The following is a 21645-nucleotide window of genomic DNA, read 5'->3' on the forward strand; positions in this document are numbered from 1 at the left end:
ACCCTTTCGGGCGGGGCCCCAGCAAAGAGATTGTCATCAAGAATTTCTACAAGCAAAGCACGCTGGGGTGGGACGACGAATTTAAAAAGAATTCTGTCCCACTCCCGCTTTTTCAACTTTAAAGAGGGAGGAATATCAATTTGAATAAATTTCAACTGAAAAAACGTCCTGTCGTCATTAGAAGAGAATTATTTGATCATTATAGTGAATTAGGACTAACTGAAAAAGATTTAATCATTTTAATTAAATTGATTTATGCCTCTGAATCATCAAATAAGCAACCATCCGTCGATGAATTAAAATTAGGGTCTAACATGGAGCCAAGGGAAATTACTAGTATTATTCAACATTTAATTCAAAAAGATTTGTTACAACTTCAAGTGAAAAAGGATGAAGAAGGTAAATTTACTGAATATATGGATTTGGATGGCTTTTTTGAGAAATTAAGTACTATTTTATCTCAGGAACAAACAAATCAAAAAACGAATCAAACGCAGCAAGATTTCAAAGATTTGTTTCAATACATTGAAACTTTGTTTGCTAGACCGATTTCTCCTTATGAAATCGAAACGCTTAATCAATGGATTGATGTAGACCAACATAATTTTGCTTTAATACGAGCTGCATTAGATGAAGCATATAGCCATGATAAGCTTAGCTTTAAATATGTTGACCGTATTTTATTGAACTGGAAAAAGAATAACGTAACAACGACTGAAGAATCTAAGAAAGTTAGAGAACAATTTAACAAACCAACTATGACACATACGGTTAAACATATACCAAAGTTTGATTGGTTAAATGGGGAGAAATTAGATGATAAGTAAAAAGAAAGCACTTGAAATGATAGATGTCATAGCTGAAATGTTTCCAGATGCAGAATGTGAACTTAAACATGATAATGCTTTTGAATTAACGATTGCGGTATTATTATCTGCACAGTGTACAGACAACTTAGTGAATAAGGTCACGCGTACACTTTTTCAGAAATATAAAACGCCTCAAGATTATTTAAACGTTGATATCGAAGAATTGCAAAATGACATACGTTCCATTGGTTTGTATCGTAATAAAGCTAAAAATATTCAAAAGCTATGTCAGTCACTTATCGACCAATTTAATGGTGACATTCCTAATACGCATAAAGCGCTAGAAAGTTTAGCGGGTGTTGGACGTAAAACAGCAAATGTTGTAATGAGCGTAGCATTTGACGAACCTTCATTAGCAGTTGATACACATGTTGAGCGTGTTTCTAAGCGACTTGGTATCAATAGATGGAAAGATAATGTTACCCAAGTGGAAGAGCGATTATGCAGTATTATTCCTAGAGAAAGATGGAGTAAAAGTCATCACCAACTTATTTTCTTTGGTCGTTATCATTGCTTAGCTAGAAAGCCTAAGTGTGACATTTGTCCTTTACTAGATGATTGTAGAGAAGGGCAAAAACGTATGAAAGCACAAACAAAATAATAATTTAGAAAGCTTGATTAAATGATTAATAAACAGGATTTTATAGAAATTGAAGAACAACTTGATGAATTTGCTAATCAGCGCAGATTAAACTCAAATGAAGCTAAAAAGGTTATTGATAAATATTTTGACTTAATCATTCAATTCTTTAAAGAGATAAATGAAATTGAGACGATTGATTTCAAATTATTAGATCAATATCCAGTGGTACCTATGAACTTCGAGGAACGCTATCAGTATATGTTAGCTAGAAAGTATCATTTTATGGGTTATAGTCAAATGAAGACGCTAAAAAGTGAGTTAATTAAAATGAATGCTTCGTATCAAATTAGAAGGAAGCGTTTGGACTAAAGTTAAGATAATAGCCGTTGAGATTGAGACGTTATTTTTAGATATAGGTCATAAAATAGGGTCATAATTTAATGATCTCAATTTCTTGCAATACGCTTTTATAAAGGCCCTTAAAATAAACGCGTCTCAGTTCTAGTCATTCTTGCGGCCGGGCCTCAACAAAAAGCATTTCATTAAGAAATTTTACAAGCAAAATAAGTTAGGCAAGCACTCCAACAATACTAATTATTATAAATAAACAAGCCAGTAAATGAATTTATCAAAACTCATTTACTGGCTATTTTACTAGGAATGATGTCCCAGTCTTTCATTTAAATATTTAACACTTCAAAAACACTATGAAGCTTTTTTAAAGTCGAAAATACTATTTAAATTAAAAATATTTGAAAGGGTACTTCCGAAACTATTTGAACTTTGTGTTGATGAATTGTTATTCGTATTTCCTGAATTAGTGTTACTACTATTGTTACTATTACTACTATTTGAACTGTTAGCGTTAGTTGATGTACTTGAGCCACTGCTTCCGTTTACTTCACGATTAGTCGTGTTGTTATCAGGATGACCACTAACTGATAAATTATCAGGACTAGAACCGTTAACTGAATCTGGTTTTTCAAAGTCACCATCATTACTAGAAGAAATATCTGACATCACATCTTCATATAAGAATTGTGGATATTCTTGTTCTGTGTGACCTAAGAATGAGTTAACGCCACCTTCTTTAATTTCACTGAAGCCCATCCAGATAGACATCGTGTATTTAGGTGTAAAGCCATTAATCCAAACGTCTTTCGCAGCGTTATCAGGTAGGTTATATTGTTGGTTAATTTCAGTACCATAAGTACTTGTACCAGTTTTAGCACCCATTGTAACGCCTGAAACGCCGTGTCCATATGCTGAACCATAGGCTTTAAATGTACCTGTGAGCATTTCAGCTAACATGTAAGCTGTGTAGTCTTCCATCGCTTTATGACTCGTATGATCAAACTCAATTGTATCATCGTCAGCTGTTACAACTTTCTGAATCGAATGCGCATTATTATAAGTACCACCATTAGCAATTGCTGCGAATGCAGATGCTAATTGAGTAGGTGAGAACTCAGAAGCGCCACCACCAAGTACTTCAGAAGGACCAATATCACTTTGATAATCTAATCCAACTTTTGATGCAAATTTCTTAACTGCATTGTCACCAGCTTGTGCATTCACTTGTTGCCAAGTTTTAAGTGCTGGGATATTGAAACTTTGTCTTAGTGCATCATACGCAGTTACAGTTCCATGACCATTTCCATCATAGTTTTGGAATGTACCGCCATCAATTGAATAACTAGATTCATCTTGAATTGCATGATTTGTAGCCCATTGCATATTTTCGATTGCTGGACCATAAGATAAGAATGGTTTCAATGATGAACCAGTTAAGTGTGCATCTGTTGCAGCATTATTATCTACAACGTCTTTGAAGTTACGTCCTCCAGAGATTGCAACTAGACCACCCGTTTTACTATCAAGAATTGCTGAACCAACTCGTTGGTCATCATTTTTGTAGTAATTACCATTATCTATACGATTTTGTAATGTTTGTTGAACATCTTTATCCATATTAGTGTAAATTTTGATTCCACTTTGAAGAACATCAGCCAAGTTTTTATCCTTGAATTCTTTGTTGTTCATTAATTCAGATTTAACAAAGTTTACATATGAATCGTATTCAGAATCAGAATCATCTGTGCCAATTTGACGTTCCTTAGCTGTACGATCTACTAAATTAGCTTTTAAGTTAATTTTCTTAGCATCATTATATTCTTTATCAGAAATTCTATTATGATAATGCATTAAGTATAGTACAGTGTTCTTACGATTTTCTGCCTGTTTAGGATTATCGTAAATGTTATAAAGGTTAGGCACCTGTGGTAAACCTGCTAAATATGCTTCTTCAGCAAGATTTAAATCTTTCAAATCTTTATCGAAGTAATATTTAGCTGCAGCTTTAACACCGTATACACCGTCTGAGTAATAAATTTTATTTAAGTACATTTCAAAAATTTCATCTTTACTGTACTCTTGCTCTAGACGATAAGATAGGTAAGCTTCTTGGGCTTTACGTCCGATAGATTTCTCTTCACTTAGAAATGCTCGCTTAACTACTTGTTGCGTTAAGGTAGATGCACCTTGTGAACCAAATCCACCAGTTAAGTTTTTACCAATAGCACCAAATAAACGTTTATAGTCAATTGCACCATGTTCATAGAATCGATTATCTTCAGTTGCTAGCACGGCATTTCTCATATTTTTAGGAACATCTTTTAATTCAACATGTTCTCGTCTTGCGCCATTATCTAATTTTTTAACCAAGTCACCATTTTTGTCGTAAATTTCTGCCGGTTTAGGATCTTGTAATTTAGATTCGGTAAATGCAGGTGCTTTCCATGCATAGTACGCAAATAATAAAATGCCTAGTAGAACTAAAACGATAAAGGCGATTAATAAAAAGCCAATAATCTTAATAATCGTTCTTTTCACATTCTTATTCTTTTTTGCTTTGGACTTCCCATTTTTACCATTTTTAGGTTGAGAAGATCCTTTATTTTCCGTCATACGCGGTCCTCACTTTCATCTAATATCAACTTATCAACTGCATTGAGGTAATTTAATCTTGGTTGATACTGATAAGGAATATAGTAACTATTTTTTCTTATTTCTTCAACTGTTATTGATTTTTTTATTTCATTTTTATATCTTTCCCAAAATTTTTGGAATTTGGAAAATGGCAATAGATATACTTCATCAAGTATTTTAAATCTTATAATTAAAAATACAATTCCTTTTTGAAGAAATGCTTTTTTCATATGTTCTACTTGATGATCATGAATGTTATTCAAAGGAAAAGAAGTTTTATTCTTAGTCTCCTTTGCTTCAAAATCAATATAATGACCATTATACACGCCATTATAATCCGTAGTTGAAGGTGTACGAAAGTAAGCTTCATTAATAACTGCTTTACTTCGTTTCGGATAATGAACATTAACGATTTGAACCGGTGTCGGCTTTTTATGTATAACCGCTTTGCCATGGTTTAAATAATAATCGTTAGAACGTTCAATATCTTTTTCAAGAGTCATACCACGGCCACCATATTCTATATTACTAGAATTCGATTTGCCATTTCTTCCGACCTTAGTCGTATTTCCCTTAAAAGGTTTGCCATTAGGGTAATTCATTAGATTCACCACACAAGTTTGAATACATTTAATAGTGGATATGTAACACTAATACCAACTAATCCTTAAGTGATTACGGATTGTAATTTCAAACTAGGATAGATAATAATGAAGCATAAACAAATAAGCACTTATACTCATGAGTGACTTCATTATTAATCTTCTTCATTTTAACGTTATTTATCTGGTAAAACAATATTTCAATGTATTTATCCTATTAATGAAGCTATCAATTAAATGACGGTCGGTTTAAATTATGATAAATTAAATTGGATATAAGGAGGGCGTCTTCATGGATACAAAAACAATAAATGACTTACTCAATGAACTACAAACAATTGAAGAACGCTTTAATAACGTGAAAGTTTCACAAAATGATTATGATTTTTACAATGTGGTTTATCCATACTCGCAAATGATAGATGCTAAATTAGAAAGCCTAATCAAATTAAAACCACAGATTATTCAACTAAGTTATATGAACGCCAACAAATTTGATTTACTTATCAAGTCTTATAAAGAATTATCTGTCGACTGCCATTTTCATAGAACGAGTAAAAAGTTGTTCACTGAAAAGGTAAAAGCAGTCAATTACGATTTAAAATATATTTATCAAACTATTGAAGGGTGATGTCGCACAAATGAAAACTGTGTATGTTACAGGATATAAATCATTTGAGTTAAATATATTTAAAGATGATGCACCTGAAGTCTATTATTTAAAAGCATTTCTCAAGCACAAATTAGTACAATATATTGATGAAGGCCTTGAATGGGTCCTCATACAAGGTCAACTTGGCATTGAATTATGGACTGCTGAGGTTGTTATCGATTTACGTTCTGATTATCCAGAATTGAAATTAGGCATTATAACACCGTTTTACGGACATACGTCGAAGTGGAATGAACAAAATCAAATGAAGTATAATAAGATTGCGCAAGAAGCTGATTTTATGGAAAGTGTTCATCATTCAGAATATGAGGGGCCGTATCAGTTCAAACAAACAGATCAATTTATGCTAGATCACTCTGATATGTCTTTACTTATATATGATGATGAGCAAGAAGGAAGCCCGAAATTCTTTAAAAGGATGTTAGTTGATTTTATAGATAAAACAAACTATACTTGTGATATTGTGGCATTTGATGAACTCACTGATTTTATAAATGACATGCAGTGGGAGCAAGATCAAAGTTTCGAATGAGGTGGAAAAAATGGCAGATGTTTCTTTAAAGCTTTCAGCAAAAGATATCTATGAAAAAGATTTCGAAAAAACTATGGCCCGTGGTTATCGTCGTGAGGAAGTAGATGCTTTCCTAGATGATATCATTACAGACTATCAAAAAATGGCTGATATGAATAATGAAGTTGTAAAATTGTCTGAAGAAAATAACAAACTAAAAAAAGAAGTTGAAGAATTAAGACTAAGAGTGGCAACATCAAGACCTTCTGACAATAAATCATTTTCTTCAAACAACGCTAATTCATCAAACAATAATGTTGATATTTTAAAACGAATTTCTAACTTAGAAAAAGCTGTATTTGGAAAGTAATGTAAGCGTCTTTAGATTTAATGAATGTAATAATAGATAACTATTGTGTAGCGTCATTTTCACTAAACAATAGTCAATCTACAAAAATATCTGTAATAGTATAGATAATTATGATATAATCGCAAAAGTGATATTTTGGGTAATCGCTATAGCAATATAGAGGAAAGTCCATGCTCACACAATCTGAGATGATTGTAGTGTTCGTGCTTGATGAAACAATAAATCAAGGCATTAATTTGACGGCAACGAAATAACCTAAGTCTAATGATACGGTTAAAGTAGTTTGAAAGTGCCACAGTGACGTAGCCTTCTTAGAAATAAGAAGGGTGGAACGCGGTAAACCCCTCGAGTGAGCAATCCAAATTTGGTAGGAGCACTTGTTTAGCGGAATTCAACGTATAAACGAGACGTCTTTATTCGAAATATAAAGATATGTAGACAGATGGTTACCACCGACGTACCAGTACAACTAGTGTACGATATGAGTACAACGGTACAGAACATGGCTTACAGAAATATCATGAACTAGTTTAGCTCTCCCATTGATTGGAGAGCTTTTATTTTTTTCTAATCATACATAAAATTTTAAATATTTGTTAACATAAAAATGTAATTATAAAAAAGGAGATCACGTCATGTTCCAATTATTAGCAGTTTGTCCTATGGGATTAGAGGCTGTTGTTGCCAAAGAAATTCAAGAACTCGGATATGAAACACAAGTTGAAAATGGGCGCATCTTTTTCGAAGGTGATGCTAAAGCGATTGTAAAATGTAATTTATGGTTGCGTACAGCTGATCGTATTAAAATCGTAGTGGGCCGCTTCAATGCCAAAACATTTGATGAACTTTTTGAGAAGACGAAATCATTACCTTGGGAAGACATTATTGATAAAGAAGGCCAATTTCCTGTTCAAGGTAGAAGTGTTAAATCTACACTTTATAGCGTGCCAGACTGCCAAGCAATCACAAAAAAAGCAATTGTGGAACGCTTAAAGAAAGCATACGATGAAAAAGGTTGGTTAAACGAAAGTGGCGCGAAATATCCTGTTGAAGTAGCTATTTTAAAAGATAACGTCTTACTAACCATTGATACATCAGGCTCTGGTTTGAATCGACGTGGCTACCGAATTGCTCAAGGGGAAGCACCTATTAAAGAAACACTTGCTGCAAGTTTAGTTCGATTAGCAAATTGGAAAGGAGATACACCTTTCATTGATCCATTCTGTGGTTCAGGTACCATTGCGATAGAAGCCTGTTTAATTGCGCAAAATATCGCACCTGGATTCAATCGTGATTTCGTTTCTGAAGAATGGAATATTATGCCACCTAATATATATGATGAAATGAGAGACGAAGCTGATCAGCAAGCAGATTATGATAAAGATATTCAAGTATTTGCATCCGATATAGATCCTGAAATGGTTGAAATTGCTAAACGTAATGCTGAAGAAGTCGGCTTAGCAGATATTATTCAATTTAGTGTGAAAGATGTTAATACATTAACAATTGATACGGATAGCCCTGTTGCTTTAGTTGGGAACCCTCCGTATGGCGAACGTATTGGGGATAGAGAAGAAGTTGAAGAAATGTATCGCTATATTGGTAAGTTGATGAATCAACATGCACATCTATCAACCTACATTCTTACTAGCAACAAAGAATTCGAATTCTTAGTTAATCGAAAAGCGACTAAGAGAAGAAAATTATTCAATGGTTATATTGAATGTACGTATTATCAATATTGGGGTAAAAAACCAACTACTATATAATTTTTATTAAATTTGTAAATTTTTCTTGCTGTATCTAATAATATTTAATTAATTTAATCAATTCATTAGCGCTCTTATTATTACTGATGTAAAGTGATAGTAAGAGTGTTAAATTTAGATACAACTACATATATTTTAAACATCATAGTTAGGAGAGAAATCATATGCAAACAGTTTTAATTATTGGCGCAAACGGTAAGGTCTCTATCGAGGCTACTAAAATATTTTTAGAGGATTCAAACTTTAATGTTGATTTATTTTTAAGAAATGCACATCGAATTCCAGATTATGCATCAAATCGAGTGACAGTATATGAAGGCGATGCAAAAAATGCGGAAGATTTAGAACAAGCATTAGATAAAGTTGATGTTGTCTTTGCGAGCCTATCTGGTTCATTAGATGTTGAAGCACAAGCGATTGTAGATGCAATGTCTAAAAAAGATGTAAAACGTCTAATCTTTGTAGCTGCCCCTGGGATTTATGATGAATTACCACCTAAATTTAATGCATTTAATAAATCTCAATTTGGAGAAAAATTAACTAAATATCGTAAAGCAGCAGACATTATTGAAGCGTCAACACTAGATTATACAATTATACGTCCTGCTTGGCTTACATTTAAGAATGAAACAGATTACGAAGTTACTTCAAAAGATGCTCAATTTAAAGGAACAGAAGTTTCACGTCGAAGTGTTGCAAGTTTAGCTGTCCGCATTGCTAAAAACCCAGAACTGTACTCAAAAGAAAATATTGGTGTTAATAAACCAAACACTGATGGGGATAAACCTGCTTGGTTTAATTAACAATTCTTTATATTTGTTTCAAACAAGTGTTGTGATAAAATTTAATAAATAGGTAGCTTGGCAGAATTGATATTGTAATGCCGTTCATTCTATTCTATAGAATACTACCACTGTTAAAATAGCCTGTTACATTTAGTATGTCTCAGGCTCTTACTTTTTTTATTAGAATGTTTGAAATAAAGGGGACTTAGCATGGCTAATAATGAACAACTGGATATTTTATATAAATTAAAAAAAGAAGTTGAAAAATCTAAAAACTCAACTTTAGTACATACCATTAATCAAGTCATTAAAAAAGTATATTTAAATCAATATACTGCTTCTTTTGTAGGGCACTTTTCAGCGGGTAAATCAACTTTAATCAACTTATTATTAGAACAAGATATTCTTCCAAGTTCACCAGTACCAACAACAAGTAATACTGCAATTGTATCTGTTTCAGATAAACAAGGTATTATAGCTAATTTAGAAAATCAACAATATTCTAAATTAAAAACTTATGATGAAGTTAAAAAAATGAACCGTTTAAATGTAGATGTAGAATCTGTTGAGATTAATTTTCCATCTGCAAAATTTAAAAATGGCTTTACTTTGCAAGATACACCTGGCGTAGATTCAAACGTTGCTACACATCAATCCACTACTGAACAATTCATGTACACAAGTAATATTCTATTCTATACAGTAGATTATAATCATGTACAATCAGCGTTAAATTTTCAATTTATTAAACGAATGAATGATGTAGGGATTCCTGTCATCTTTATCATTAATCAAATTGATAAACATAATGAAGATGAAATTACATTTGGAACTTTTAAAGAGAGAGTCAATAAGTCAATTGAGGATTGGGAGATTAATCTAACAGATATCTTTTATGTGTCTAAATTCGATCACCCTGAAAATGAACTATCACGTCTCTCTCAGTATTTAGTAGAGAAAGATAATAACAGAGAAGCTATTGAAGAATATGTCAATCGTACAGTGAAATTCATTACAGAAGCACAATTAGGATATATTCAAAATGAGCTACAAGATATATTGGAACAACTTAACATTAATGAAGATGAATTTGAACAAGCTTATGCCAAGTTTCAACAAAATCAAGCTGTTAGCGAAGAAGCTAGACTATTGAATAATCCTGATCAATTATTAAGCTTTTTAAAACAAAAGCGTAAAGATGTATTAGATAATGCATATATAATGACGCATGACATGCGTGAAGAAATTAGACAATACCTTGAAAGTATGAGCGATGATTTTAAAGTTGGAGGCTTCTTAAACAAAAAGAAGAAAAAGCAAGAAGAACAAGAAGCGCGCCTACAAAATGTTGTAACTAAATTACAAGATAAGATGAATCAACAAATTCGACAACCTCTAAGAGAAGATATGTCGTTCTTAACTCGCTTTATTAATAATTCCGAGGTGAATCATGACATTCTAAATCAGCATTATGATATTGATTCAAGTTTAATCTCAAATTTATATCAACCTCAAACGAGTATAAGTAATACGTATGTACTTACTTTCAGTGATGACGTGCTAAAAGCAATCAGAAATGATGTAGAAAAACAATCTAATCCATTGTTTGATAAAGCAATTAAGTATACACAAGCGCAAGATCTAACTGAGGAGACGACTGATGACTTACAAATCTACGAGCATTATCTAGAGTTACAAAATTTAAAATCATCTCTAACTACTAAGAATTATTTACATTATTATATCCATATGGAAGATTCTTTAGATAAATTAATAGGTAGAACTGAGGCAAATTATGTTCTCGAGGATACCGAACAGGTTATCACAAACGATGAGGACGCATCAAATCATCATTCGAATGTTAATCACATTAATGAAGTTAATATTCAAGCAGCATTGGATATTATTAATCCTGTACCTTTATTTGAAAGAACGAAAAAAGATATTAAAGATACATTAGAGCGATTAGACAATAAGTTAGTTAAAATTGGTATGTTCGGCACATTCAGCGCAGGTAAAAGTAGTTTAATTAACGCTTTATTAGGTGGACAATATTTAGTAAGTTCACCAAATCCAACTACAGCAGCGACGACTGAATTATCATATGGAGAGAATAGTCAGATTACACTTAAAACTGAAGAACAATTATTAAACGAACTTAATCAACTAATTGAATATCACGATGTTTCTTTTGAAACACTTGACTCATTTATCTATTCTGATATTCAACGTTTAAAGCGTAAATTAGAAAAGAACCAACTTGCCTTTGTAAGCGCAGTTCAAAAACATTATTCGATGTATAAAGATATGTTAGCAGAAGGTACCAAACATGTGATTTCTCGAGAAGAAATTAAGAAATGGAGTGCCCAAGATGAATTCGCTACATTTGTTAAGACTGTCCATATCAATTTACCGATAGAATGGCTTAAAGGTAAAATCATTGTTGATTCTCTAGGTCTACATTCTAATAATCAACGACATACAAATGAAACTGAACAAATTTTGACTTCATCTGACTTAATTTTATATGTGAGTTATTTTAATCATTCCTTTACTGATAACGATAAGCATTTTATTGAACATATGAAAGAAATGAATCAACTTAATGAAAATCAAGCATTTAAAATGGTCATCAACGCGGTAGACTTAGCAGAAAGCTCTGATGATTTAAACGCTGTGAAACATTATGTTAAAGATGCGCTCACTCAAGTCAACCTAAAATCGGATATCTTTGGCGTTTCAAGTAGACTAGCACTGAAACAAAGCGATGAAGGCATTGATCAATTGCGACAAAGTATTGATCAATTTGTAGAAATAGATTCAAATCGTATATTAGAACAACAAATGGTTAAGCAGCTTGAACAAATCAATCTTTCTTTTGAAGAAATGATTCATGACTATCAAACAAACCAATCTCATATTGAGCAACGTCAACAGCAATTAAAGCAATATCAAAATAAGCAAAGATTATCAAATCAATTGTTAATGACTACGGAACAACATACTAATAATGAGGTTGAAGATCAGATTTATCATTTAAATGGAAGATTAAAGTTACAATTATTAGATGATGTTAAACGTGTTTATAATAGTCAAATGACTCAAAATAGTGATTTTAATGATGAAAAGAAAATTTCTTCTAAAACATTTTTAGACCAAATTCACCAACGCCTGTATTTGGAACAAAGTCTATTAGTTGAGCGTATAAAAAAATATTATAATCATCAACTTAGCGATCAAGTCGCACCAATACTACAAAAATTAAACCAATTGCATGTGTTTATTAATCCTGAGTTTAATGTCACGCCTGAATTTACTGAAAAAGCATTTTTACGTATAGATTTAAACGATATGCTTGCTGCATTACCTAAACAATTAACTAAACGAAGAATTCTTAATCCTAATACTCAAAGAGCATTGCAAGAACAAATTAGTATAAGCACACTTGAATTATTACAAAATCAAATGAGTGAATTCAGACAAGCATTAATTCAATTTGTTGCCTCAATGAATGAAGAGGCAGAAGATAAATTTGCGCAACTTGAAGGTGCGATTCAAAGCCAAATTGATGAATTAGTATCATTTAATTTGGACAATACTTTAATTGAACAATTACAAACAGCGCATCAAAAATTAAATGCACTATTAAAATAGAAAGAAGGCACAATCTATGGAAAATCGTGTCCTATTAGTGGATGGAATGGCTTTACTTTTTAGACATTTCTATGCAACTAGTTTACACAAACAATTTATGTATAATTCAAAAGGGGTACCAACCAATGGTATCCAAGGATTTGTCAGACATATTTTTACAGCAATTAATGAGATTAAACCTAGCCATGTTGCAGTTTGCTGGGATATGGGACAATCAACATTTAGAAATGAGATGTATAGCGCTTATAAGCAAAACCGTCCAGCGCCTCCAGAAGAACTCATACCTCAATTTGATTATGTCAAAGACATTTCAGATCAATTTGGTTTCATTAATGTAGGTATGACAAATTATGAAGCTGATGATGTTATAGGTACGCTTGCAAAATCTTTTTCAAAAAATAATGAAGTTCACATCATCACTGGAGACAAAGACATCTTACAATGCATCAATGAAAAAGTAGAAGTGTGGCTAATTAAAAAAGGATTTAACATATATAATCGCTATACTTTAACACGTTTCAATGATGAATATCAGTTAAATCCGCAACAACTGATTGATATTAAAGCATTTATGGGTGATAGTGCAGACGGATATCCCGGTGTAAAAGGGATAGGCGAGAAAACAGCTCTCAAATTAATTCAAACCTATGGAAGTGTCGAAAATGTGCTTTCTAATATTGATAAATTAACACCTGCACAACGCAAGAAAATTGAAAGTGATAAAGATAACTTAACTTTATCCAAACGCCTAGCCGAAATATATACTGAAGTACCACTTAATAGTATAGAAATATATAAAGATATGGCTTACGCACATTCAATTAATCACATACTTTCAATTTGTAATGAACATGAACTATATGTATCAGGTAAATATATTTCATCGAAGTTATAACGGACGCAATGAGTCTGGAACATATATAAAATAATGATGTATTTTGGAAATTTGCAGTAGTTGACTGAACTGAGAAGGCGTTTAAATCGAGCTTTTCTCAGTTCTAGGCATCCTTGCGGGCGGGGGCCCCAACAAAGAGAATTCCACTAAGAAATTCTACTAGCAAAGCAAGTTGGGAGTCGGGGTCCCAGCAAAGTGCATTTTACTAATACATTTTATAAACAAAGCAAGATAGGAGTGGATGACGAATTTAAACAGAATTCTGTCCCACTCTTTATTTTTTATTAATTTTAAATGCCGCTCAATTCATAAATTAATTTATTTTATTGATAAAAATTCTAATTCACAGTGAATTGAATTAGTGCTACAATTAAAGAGAACAACAATTGAATTGTTCATTTCATAATGATAATTGAAATTTAATACCCGAGAGGAGTTGTAAAACTTTTGTCGAGTAATTTTTTTGTGTTAAAGTGACACTTAAAATTTTGACAATAATAACGGTAACTTAATTATCAACCTTTTTGATATTGAGCTATGTGTTATCGGAATTACTTTTCAATCATGCTCATAACATCAACATCAAGAATATACAACATAGAATAGGAGAGACGCGCATCAATGAATCATCGAGATAAATTGCAGAAATTCAGTATCCGAAAGTATGCAGTGGGAACATTCTCAACTTTAATTGCCACGCTCGTATTTCTAGGGACGCATACGGATCAAGCGCATGCAAGTGAGAATGCTAATGCTACCGTAGAAAAAGCTAAGACAAATACTGATACACAAGCAACCCGAGACATAAATAGTTCTCAAAATGATGCAATAACAATTCAAAATGATCAAACTTCTGATCAAGCTGCAGAAATCAATAAGCAGTCAAAACAAGATGACAAGATAACGACAGAAAAAAATACTTTAGAAACTCAAACAAGCAAAAAAGAAATTACTAATTCGACATCTTCACCAATTAAAGAAAAGATAGAGGAATCTCCGACAGTCGTTAAAGATGAAAAAAATAAAGTGCTGGAGAAAAAATCTTCATTAAACGTTGAGAAAGAATCATCGAATCAAAGTAAACAATCAGTTGAATACTCTAACTCAAAATCATCTAAACAATTAGCAGACAATCCGGACATGCTTAAAGCATCTAAGGTGGATAACGTACAGAAGAGTGATAGTAAAAACGTATCTAAATTGACTAACCTGACAAATGAAATTCAAAGTAAATTGCCAGAAGTTGAAACTTTAGAACCTTCAAATCCTCATATTGAAGAAGCTAAAAAGTTAATAGTTGAAAGTCATCATATTATTCAATCTAGCGATGTATCACAACAATCACTTTTAGATTTAGCTAAGAGATTAGAGCGAACTCGCAATTCATTAGCCAATGTGATTACTCGATCACATTCAGGTAAACGTGATCCAAGAAATGGCCAACAAATCGATAAAGGAACGAACTTTAGATTTACTACATTGAATAGCCGTTGGAATGCTGGAAGAAACGTTATTGTATATCAACGAAACTATGCTTCTTTACCTGATGGTAGAGCGCTTGGTACTGGTCAACAAAGAAACGGTGTGGAAAGTATTACTTCTAGAAAGACCGTAATGCGTGCTTATTATAAAAATGAAGGTAATTCAAAATACTTAGTTTATGATGTATTCTTCAATAATGACGGCGTTAACTTTATATCACCTGGGTCACAACAACGTTTAGGGATGGCCTTACTATTACCATATAAAGTAATGAAATTGAACTCAGATGGTTCATTTGCGAGCGATTCAGTTAGAAATCTATCTTACGCAGCTTATGAAAAAAGAAGTGGTAGAAATAGTCTATTAAGTGAATCACCTAGCGATTTTATTATCGATCCAGATAATAGTACACAAATGATTGATATGTTAAGAAGTAATCAACGCGATTTTGGTCATACAACATTTTATCTTAGTTTCGGTGTTCGTCCAGGCAGAAGCTTTAATAGTGATGCAAACGAATATTTCCATTCAAATAGAAATAATCCTGACTTGAGAAGAGCAGTTGAAGATCAACGAGGCATTTACAGTGGATGGAACTATGGTATTGGTATTCAAGTAGATCCTAACCATCCAGAAGGCGCAAATCGTGCGTATCATATGCATCTTGAAGTTAAATTAAGAGATAATGTTACAAATGCCGAGCTAGAAAATGCTTGGTCATATGCTAATACAGCTGCTATGGGTGGTGTAAGTAAATCTGCTTATACAGTTTTATCAGGTCGTATATTACCTGAAGATAGTGCACTGCCATCTATCGAGAACCAACCACCAGTGAAACCAACAATTAACTCTGATTTAGTAGGTAAAGCAACAACGACAACAGTTATTGATGTATCTACTGATCCGAATACTAAAGTAGAAATTTTCGATAAAAACGGTAATAAAATTGGTACAGGTACGACAGGTTCTAATGGACATGCTTACATTACGCCAACTAGTCCTATACCTGAAGGTAATGTCACTGCAAAAGCATATAATCACAGTGATGAATCAAAAGTTTCAACATCTGATCCTAAATTTGCAACTGACACAACACCACCTACAACACCTGTAATTAACACACGACTAGTTTACAAAGCTGGTACATTAACACCGATTGATGTTTCTACTGATCCAAATACGCATGTTGCATTAATAGATAAAAATGGCCGTATTTTTGGTGCTGGTACAACAGATAGTAGTGGTCACGTAGTAATTACTCCAGATCGTGTTATCCCAGAAGGTAATGTTACTGCGAAAGCAACTGATAATGCTTTACATCCAAATAGTTCGGTTTCAATACCTGTTCAAGCGACAACGCTTATTCCTGTAATGAAACCAGTAATTAATACAAATGTTGCGGGTAAAGCTTTCTCTACACCAGTTATCGACATTACATCTACTCCAAATACGCGAGTTGAACTATTAGATAAAAATAATAATGTCATTGGACGTGGTATTACAGGCTCTAACGGACATGTTAATATTACCCTTGATCATTATCTTTTCGAGGGTAATATCACTGCGAAAGCATATGATCAAACTGATGAAACTAATAATGCAACATCTGATCCTAGACATGTTACCGATACAACACCACCTAGAAAACCAGTAATTAATACAAATTTAGTTAATAAAGTAGGTACAAGAACGCCTATTGATGTTTCTACGGATGTATTGACTAGAGTAGAAATCTTTGATGAAAATGGTAAAAGTTATGGTGTAGTTCTTACTGGAATGGACGGTCACGGTATAATTACGCCAAGAGAGCCACTACCTTTAGGAAAAATCTATGCACGTGCTACAGATGGTGCAGAAACACCAAACTCAATCGATTCTGATCATGTACCAGTAACAGATACCATTCCACCAACTGTTCCAACTGTAGATACAGATTTAACAGGAAAAGCAACAACTTTAACGCCAATTACCGTTACAACGGATCCGAATACGAGAGTTGATTTAATCGACAAAAATGGGCGTGTTATAGGTACTGGTACAACTGACGGAAATGGGCATGTAATTATCACTCCTACAACTCCTATTGTAGAGGGTAATGTCATTGCGAAAGCTTATGACCCAGCTAACAATGTTTCAACGTCTGCACCTAGAAAAGCGACGGATACGACGCCACCAACTAAACCTAGAGTTACTTCACCTTTAGGAGGAAAAGCAGGTACGACTGACCCTGTTACAGTTACAACAGATCCGAATACGAATGTTCAATTATTAGATAAAAATGGGCAAATCATAGGAACTGGAACTACGGATAGTTCAGGTCGTGTCAATATTACACCGACAAGACCTATTCCTGAAGGTAATGTTACAGCTAAAGCAATTGATAATGCGGAACATCCGAATAGTTCTATGTCTGATCCAGTCAAAGCAACAGATACGACGCCACCAACTAAACCTAGAGTTACTACACCTTTAGGTGGAAAGGCGACTACTTTAACACCGATTGAAGTAATTACGGATCCAAATACAAACGTACAACTTTTAGACAAAGACGGTAATGTCATTGGTTCGGGTACGACTGGTACTAATGGACGTGTTACAATCACGCCAACTCGCCCTATCCCGGAAGGTAATGTCACTGCCAAGGCTATAGATAATGCAGAACATCCAAATAGTTCTACGTCTGATCCAGTCAAAGCGACGGATACGACGCCTCCAACTAAACCTAGAGTTACTACACCTTTAGGTGGAAAGGCGACTACTTTAACACCGATTGAAGTTATTACGGATCCAAATACAAACGTACAACTTTTAGACAAAGATGGTAATGTCATTGGAACTGGAACTACGGCAGCGAATGGTCATGTTACAATCACACCAATTCGTCCTATTCCGGAAGGTAATGTCACTGCCAAGGCAACAGATAATGCAGAACATCCGAATAGTTCTATGTCTGATCCAGTCAAAGCAACAGATACGACGCCACCTAGGGAACCAGTTGTTACGAATGATTTAACTGGTAAAGCAACGACTAAAACGCCAATTACAGTAACGACAGACCCGAATACACGTGTTGAGTTACTTGATAAAGATAATCATGTCATTGGTTCGGGTACGACAGATAGCACTGGTCGAGTTACAATTACACCAACGGTGCCTATCCCTGAAGGTAATGTACGTGCTAAAGCGACTGATAATGCAGAACATCCGAACAGTTCTACTTTCTCAACCGAAGAAAGCGACTGATACAACGCCTCCAGGTAGTCCAATCGTTAATACTGACTTAACTGGTAAGGCGACTACTCGAACCACCTGTTGATGTGTCTTCTGATCCAAATACTCGTATTGAGTTATTAGATAAAGATAATCACGTAATTGGAACAGGGACTACTGGTGCTAATGGTCATGTCATCATTACGCCAACTCAACCTATACCGGAAGGTAATGTAACTGCGAAAGCTTATGATAATGCGGAACATCCAAATGTCTCAACTTCTGCACCTAAGAAAGCAACAGATACTACACCTCCGACGGAACCAATTGTGACAAACGATTTAACTGGTAAAGCAACAACTCAAACACCAATTACAGTAACGACTGATCCAAATACGCATGTTGATTTACTTGATAAAGATAATCATGTAATTGGTTCAGGGACGACAGATAGTAATGGTCGAGTTACAATTACACCAACGGTGCCTATCCCTGAAGGTAATGTACGTGCTAAAGCGACTGATAATGCAGAACATCCAAATAGTTCTATGTCACAACCGAAAAAAGCGACTGACACAACTCCGCCAGGTAACCCAATCGTTAATACTGACTTAACTGGTAAGGCGACTACTCGAACACCTGTTGATGTGTCTTCTGATCCGAATACTCGTATTGAGTTATTAGATAAAGATAATCACGTAATTGGAACAGGGACTACAGGTGCTAATGGTCATGTCATCATTACGCCAACTCAACCTATACCGGAAGGTAATGTAACTGCGAAAGCTTACGATAATGCGGAACATCCAAATGTCTCAACTTCTGCACCTAAGAAAGCAACAGATACTACACCTCCGACGGAACCAGTTGTGACAAACGATTTAACTGGTAAAGCAACGACTAAAACACCAATTACGGTTACGACAGACCCGAATACACGTGTTGAGTTACTTGATAAAGATAACAACGTGATTGGTTCGGGTACGACAGATAGTACGGGTCGAGTTACGATTACACCAACGGTGCCTATCCCTGAAGGTAATGTACGTGCTAAAGCGACTGATAATGCAGAACATCCAAATAGTTCTACTTCTCAACCGAAAAAAGCGACTGACACGACTGCGCCAACGGCGCCTGTGGTTACTAGCGATTTAACTGGTAAAGCGACAACTACTGATCCTGTTGAAGTTACTACAGATCCGAATACGAAAGTAGAATTATTGGATAAAGACGGTAATGTTATCGGTTCAGGTACGACAGATAATACAGGTCATGTCACGATTACACCGACGAAACCTATTCCTGAAGGTAATGTTACTGCAAAAGCTTACGACAATGCAGAACATCCGAATAGTTCTACGTCTCAACCGAAAAAAGCGACTGATAATGCAGAACATCCAAATAGTTCTACATCACAACCGAAAAAAGCGACTGACACAACACCTCCAGGTAGCCCAATCGTTAATACTGATTTAACTGGTAAAGCGACAACTACTGATCTTGTTGAAGTTACTACAGATCCGAATACGAAAGTGGAGTTACTAGATAAAGATGGTAATGTTATTGGCTCTGGTACCACAGATAATACAGGTCATGTCACGATTACACCGACGAAACCTATTCCTGAAGGTAATGTTACTGCAAAAGCTTACGACAATGCAGAACATCCAAATAGTTCTACTTCTCAACCGAAAAAAGCGACTGACACGACTGCGCCAACAGCACCTATAGTTACAAGTGATTTAACTGGTAAAGCGACAACTACTGATCCTGTTGAAGTTACTACAGATCCAAATACGAAAGTAGAATTATTGGATAAAGATGGTAATGTTATTGGCTCTGGTATCACAGATAATACAGGTCATGTCACGATTACACCGACGAAGCCTATTCCTGAAGGTAATGTTACTGCGAAAGCTTATGACAATGCAGAACATCCGAATAGTTCTACGTCTCAACCGAAAAAAGCGACTGACACAACTCCGCCAACGGCGCCTGTAGTTACTAGCGATTTAACTGGTAAAGCGACAACTACTGATCCTGTTGAAGTTACTACAGATCCAAATACGAAAGTAGAATTATTGGATAAAGACGGTAATGTTATTGGCTCTGGTACCACAGATAGTACGGGGCATGTCACTATCACACCGACGAAACCTATCCCTGAAGGTAACGTCACTGCGAAGGCGACTGATAATGCAGAACATCCGAATAGTTCTACGTCTCAACCGAAAAAAGCAACTGACGTAACACCTCCGGTGAAACCTTCTGTTGTTGGAACTCTAGATGGCAAAGCAGGTACGAAAGATCCTGTTGAAGTTGTGACCGATCCGAATACTAAAGTGGAATTACTGGATAAAGATGGTAATGTTATTGGCTCTGGTACCACAGATAGTACGGGGCATGCGATAATTACACCAACGGTGCCTATTCCTGAAGGTAATGTCACTGTAAAAGCAACGGATAACGCGGAACATCCGAATAGTTCTACGTCTGATCCTGTTAAAGCAACTGACACAACTCCACCAACGGCGCCTGTGGTTACTAGCGATTTAACTGGTAAAGCGACAACTATTGATCCTGTTGAAGTTACTACAGATCCGAATACAAAAGTGGAATTATTGGATAAAGATGGTAATGTTATTGGTTCGAGTACGACAGATAATACGGGGCATGTCACAATTACACCGACAAAACCTATTCCTGAAGGTAATGTCTCTGCGAAAGATTATGACAATGCAGAACATCCAAATGTCTCAACTTCTGCACCTAAGAAAGCGACAGATACAACACCTCCGACGGAACCTATTGTGACGAATGATTTAACTGGTAAAGCAACGACTCAAACACCAATTACCGTAACGACTGATCCGTATACACGTGTTGAGTTACTTGATAAAGATAACAATGTGATTGGTTCCGGTACTACAGATGATACGGGACATGTCACAATTACACCGACAAAACCTATTCCTGAAGGTAACGTCACTGCCAAGGCGACTGATAATGCGGAACATCCGAATAGTTCTATGTCTCAACCGAAAAAAGCGACTGACACAACTCCGCCAACGGCGCCTGTGGTTACTAGCGATTTAACTGGTAAAGCGACAACTACTGATCCTGTTGAAGTTACTACAGATCCAAATACGAAAGTGGAATTATTAGATAAAGACGGTAATGTTATCGGTTCAGGTACGACAGATAATACAGGTCATGTCACAATTACACCGACAAAACCTATTCCTGAGGGTAAT

At 34.7% G+C, this 21645-nt stretch carries 14 protein-coding genes and 1 other RNA gene; 13 read left to right on the top strand and 2 right to left on the bottom strand.

Annotated elements, in window-relative coordinates; translation table 11 throughout:
• Positions 1-140 precede the first annotated feature (140 nt).
• The 3 genes from JVV30_RS06100 to JVV30_RS06110 are packed head-to-tail and all read left to right on the top strand — an operon-like array spanning position 141 to position 1821.
• Entirely contained in the window at positions 141-827 is a 687-nt protein-coding gene (locus JVV30_RS06100; protein WP_070854873.1) for a DnaD domain-containing protein, read from the top strand.
• Positions 817-1470, top strand: a complete 654-nt coding sequence (nth, locus tag JVV30_RS06105; protein ID WP_053029422.1) for an endonuclease III — start codon at positions 817-819, stop codon at positions 1468-1470. Before JVV30_RS06100 ends, nth begins: the two co-directional genes overlap by 11 nt.
• Before the next feature lie 21 nt (positions 1471-1491).
• A complete protein-coding gene (locus tag JVV30_RS06110) occupies positions 1492-1821 on the top strand; it encodes a YpoC family protein (protein WP_070854872.1) in 330 nt (109 codons plus the stop codon).
• Between the two features lie 336 nt (positions 1822-2157).
• On the opposite strand, the gene JVV30_RS06115 is transcribed toward JVV30_RS06110, so the two are convergent.
• A complete protein-coding gene (locus JVV30_RS06115) occupies positions 2158-4419 on the bottom strand; it encodes a transglycosylase domain-containing protein (protein ID WP_204193667.1) in 2262 nt (753 codons plus the stop codon).
• Positions 4416-5042 (bottom strand): Holliday junction resolvase RecU, encoded by a 627-nt coding sequence (gene recU / locus JVV30_RS06120; RefSeq protein ID WP_053029419.1) that lies wholly within the window; start codon positions 5040-5042, stop codon positions 4416-4418. Before recU ends, JVV30_RS06115 begins: the two co-directional genes overlap by 4 nt.
• Before the next feature lie 292 nt (positions 5043-5334).
• Between recU and JVV30_RS06125 the strand changes: the two genes are divergently transcribed.
• The 10 genes from JVV30_RS06125 to JVV30_RS06170 all read left to right on the top strand — a co-directional run.
• Positions 5335-5673, top strand: coding sequence for a DUF1798 family protein (locus tag JVV30_RS06125; protein WP_070854870.1), 339 nt, complete (start codon positions 5335-5337; stop codon positions 5671-5673).
• Between the two features lie 10 nt (positions 5674-5683).
• A complete protein-coding gene (locus JVV30_RS06130) occupies positions 5684-6247 on the top strand; it encodes an SLOG family protein (RefSeq protein ID WP_070854869.1) in 564 nt (187 codons plus the stop codon).
• Positions 6248-6257: 10 nt separating this feature from the next.
• Positions 6258-6596 (top strand): cell division regulator GpsB, encoded by a 339-nt coding sequence (gene gpsB, locus JVV30_RS06135; RefSeq protein WP_053029416.1) that lies wholly within the window; start codon positions 6258-6260, stop codon positions 6594-6596.
• Positions 6597-6727: 131 nt separating this feature from the next.
• Positions 6728-7111: RNase P RNA component class B (rnpB, locus tag JVV30_RS06140), an RNA gene on the top strand.
• A 120-nt stretch (positions 7112-7231) separates the two neighbouring features.
• Positions 7232-8365 (top strand): THUMP domain-containing class I SAM-dependent RNA methyltransferase, encoded by a 1134-nt coding sequence (locus JVV30_RS06145; protein WP_053029415.1) that lies wholly within the window; start codon positions 7232-7234, stop codon positions 8363-8365.
• 164 nt (positions 8366-8529) lie between these two features.
• The gene (locus tag JVV30_RS06150) at positions 8530-9168 is read left to right on the top strand and encodes an SDR family oxidoreductase (protein ID WP_070854868.1); all 639 of its coding nucleotides are present in this window, start codon (positions 8530-8532) and stop codon (positions 9166-9168) included.
• 192 nt (positions 9169-9360) lie between these two features.
• The gene (locus JVV30_RS06155) at positions 9361-12804 is read left to right on the top strand and encodes a dynamin family protein (protein ID WP_204193669.1); all 3444 of its coding nucleotides are present in this window, start codon (positions 9361-9363) and stop codon (positions 12802-12804) included.
• A 16-nt stretch (positions 12805-12820) separates the two neighbouring features.
• Positions 12821-13699, top strand: a complete 879-nt coding sequence (locus JVV30_RS06160; protein WP_070854866.1) for a 5'-3' exonuclease — start codon at positions 12821-12823, stop codon at positions 13697-13699.
• 621 nt (positions 13700-14320) lie between these two features.
• The gene (locus tag JVV30_RS13235) at positions 14321-18424 is read left to right on the top strand and encodes a YSIRK-type signal peptide-containing protein (protein WP_239469327.1); all 4104 of its coding nucleotides are present in this window, start codon (positions 14321-14323) and stop codon (positions 18422-18424) included.
• A 74-nt stretch (positions 18425-18498) separates the two neighbouring features.
• A partial coding sequence (locus JVV30_RS06170) for a hypothetical protein (RefSeq protein WP_204193670.1) occupies positions 18499-21645 on the top strand: 3147 nt, incomplete at its 3' end.

The sequence above is a fragment of the Staphylococcus sp. GDY8P47P genome (assembly GCF_016892225.1).
Lineage (GTDB): Bacteria > Bacillota > Bacilli > Staphylococcales > Staphylococcaceae > Staphylococcus > Staphylococcus borealis.

Excerpts from the sequence above, each read along its gene's own strand:
- nth (WP_053029422.1), top strand. The coding sequence starts at position 817 with ATGATAAGTAAAAAGAAAGCACTTGAAATGATAGATGTCATAGCTGAA.
- JVV30_RS06110 (WP_070854872.1), top strand. The coding sequence starts at position 1,492 with ATGATTAATAAACAGGATTTTATAGAAATTGAAGAACAACTTGATGAA.
- JVV30_RS06115 (WP_204193667.1), bottom strand. The coding sequence starts at position 4,419 with ATGACGGAAAATAAAGGATCTTCTCAACCTAAAAATGGTAAAAATGGG.
- recU (WP_053029419.1), bottom strand. The coding sequence starts at position 5,042 with ATGAATTACCCTAATGGCAAACCTTTTAAGGGAAATACGACTAAGGTC.
- JVV30_RS06125 (WP_070854870.1), top strand. The coding sequence starts at position 5,335 with ATGGATACAAAAACAATAAATGACTTACTCAATGAACTACAAACAATT.
- JVV30_RS06130 (WP_070854869.1), top strand. The coding sequence starts at position 5,684 with ATGAAAACTGTGTATGTTACAGGATATAAATCATTTGAGTTAAATATA.
- gpsB (WP_053029416.1), top strand. The coding sequence starts at position 6,258 with ATGGCAGATGTTTCTTTAAAGCTTTCAGCAAAAGATATCTATGAAAAA.
- JVV30_RS06145 (WP_053029415.1), top strand. The coding sequence starts at position 7,232 with ATGTTCCAATTATTAGCAGTTTGTCCTATGGGATTAGAGGCTGTTGTT.
- JVV30_RS06150 (WP_070854868.1), top strand. The coding sequence starts at position 8,530 with ATGCAAACAGTTTTAATTATTGGCGCAAACGGTAAGGTCTCTATCGAG.
- JVV30_RS06155 (WP_204193669.1), top strand. The coding sequence starts at position 9,361 with ATGGCTAATAATGAACAACTGGATATTTTATATAAATTAAAAAAAGAA.
- JVV30_RS06160 (WP_070854866.1), top strand. The coding sequence starts at position 12,821 with ATGGAAAATCGTGTCCTATTAGTGGATGGAATGGCTTTACTTTTTAGA.
- JVV30_RS13235 (WP_239469327.1), top strand. The coding sequence starts at position 14,321 with ATGAATCATCGAGATAAATTGCAGAAATTCAGTATCCGAAAGTATGCA.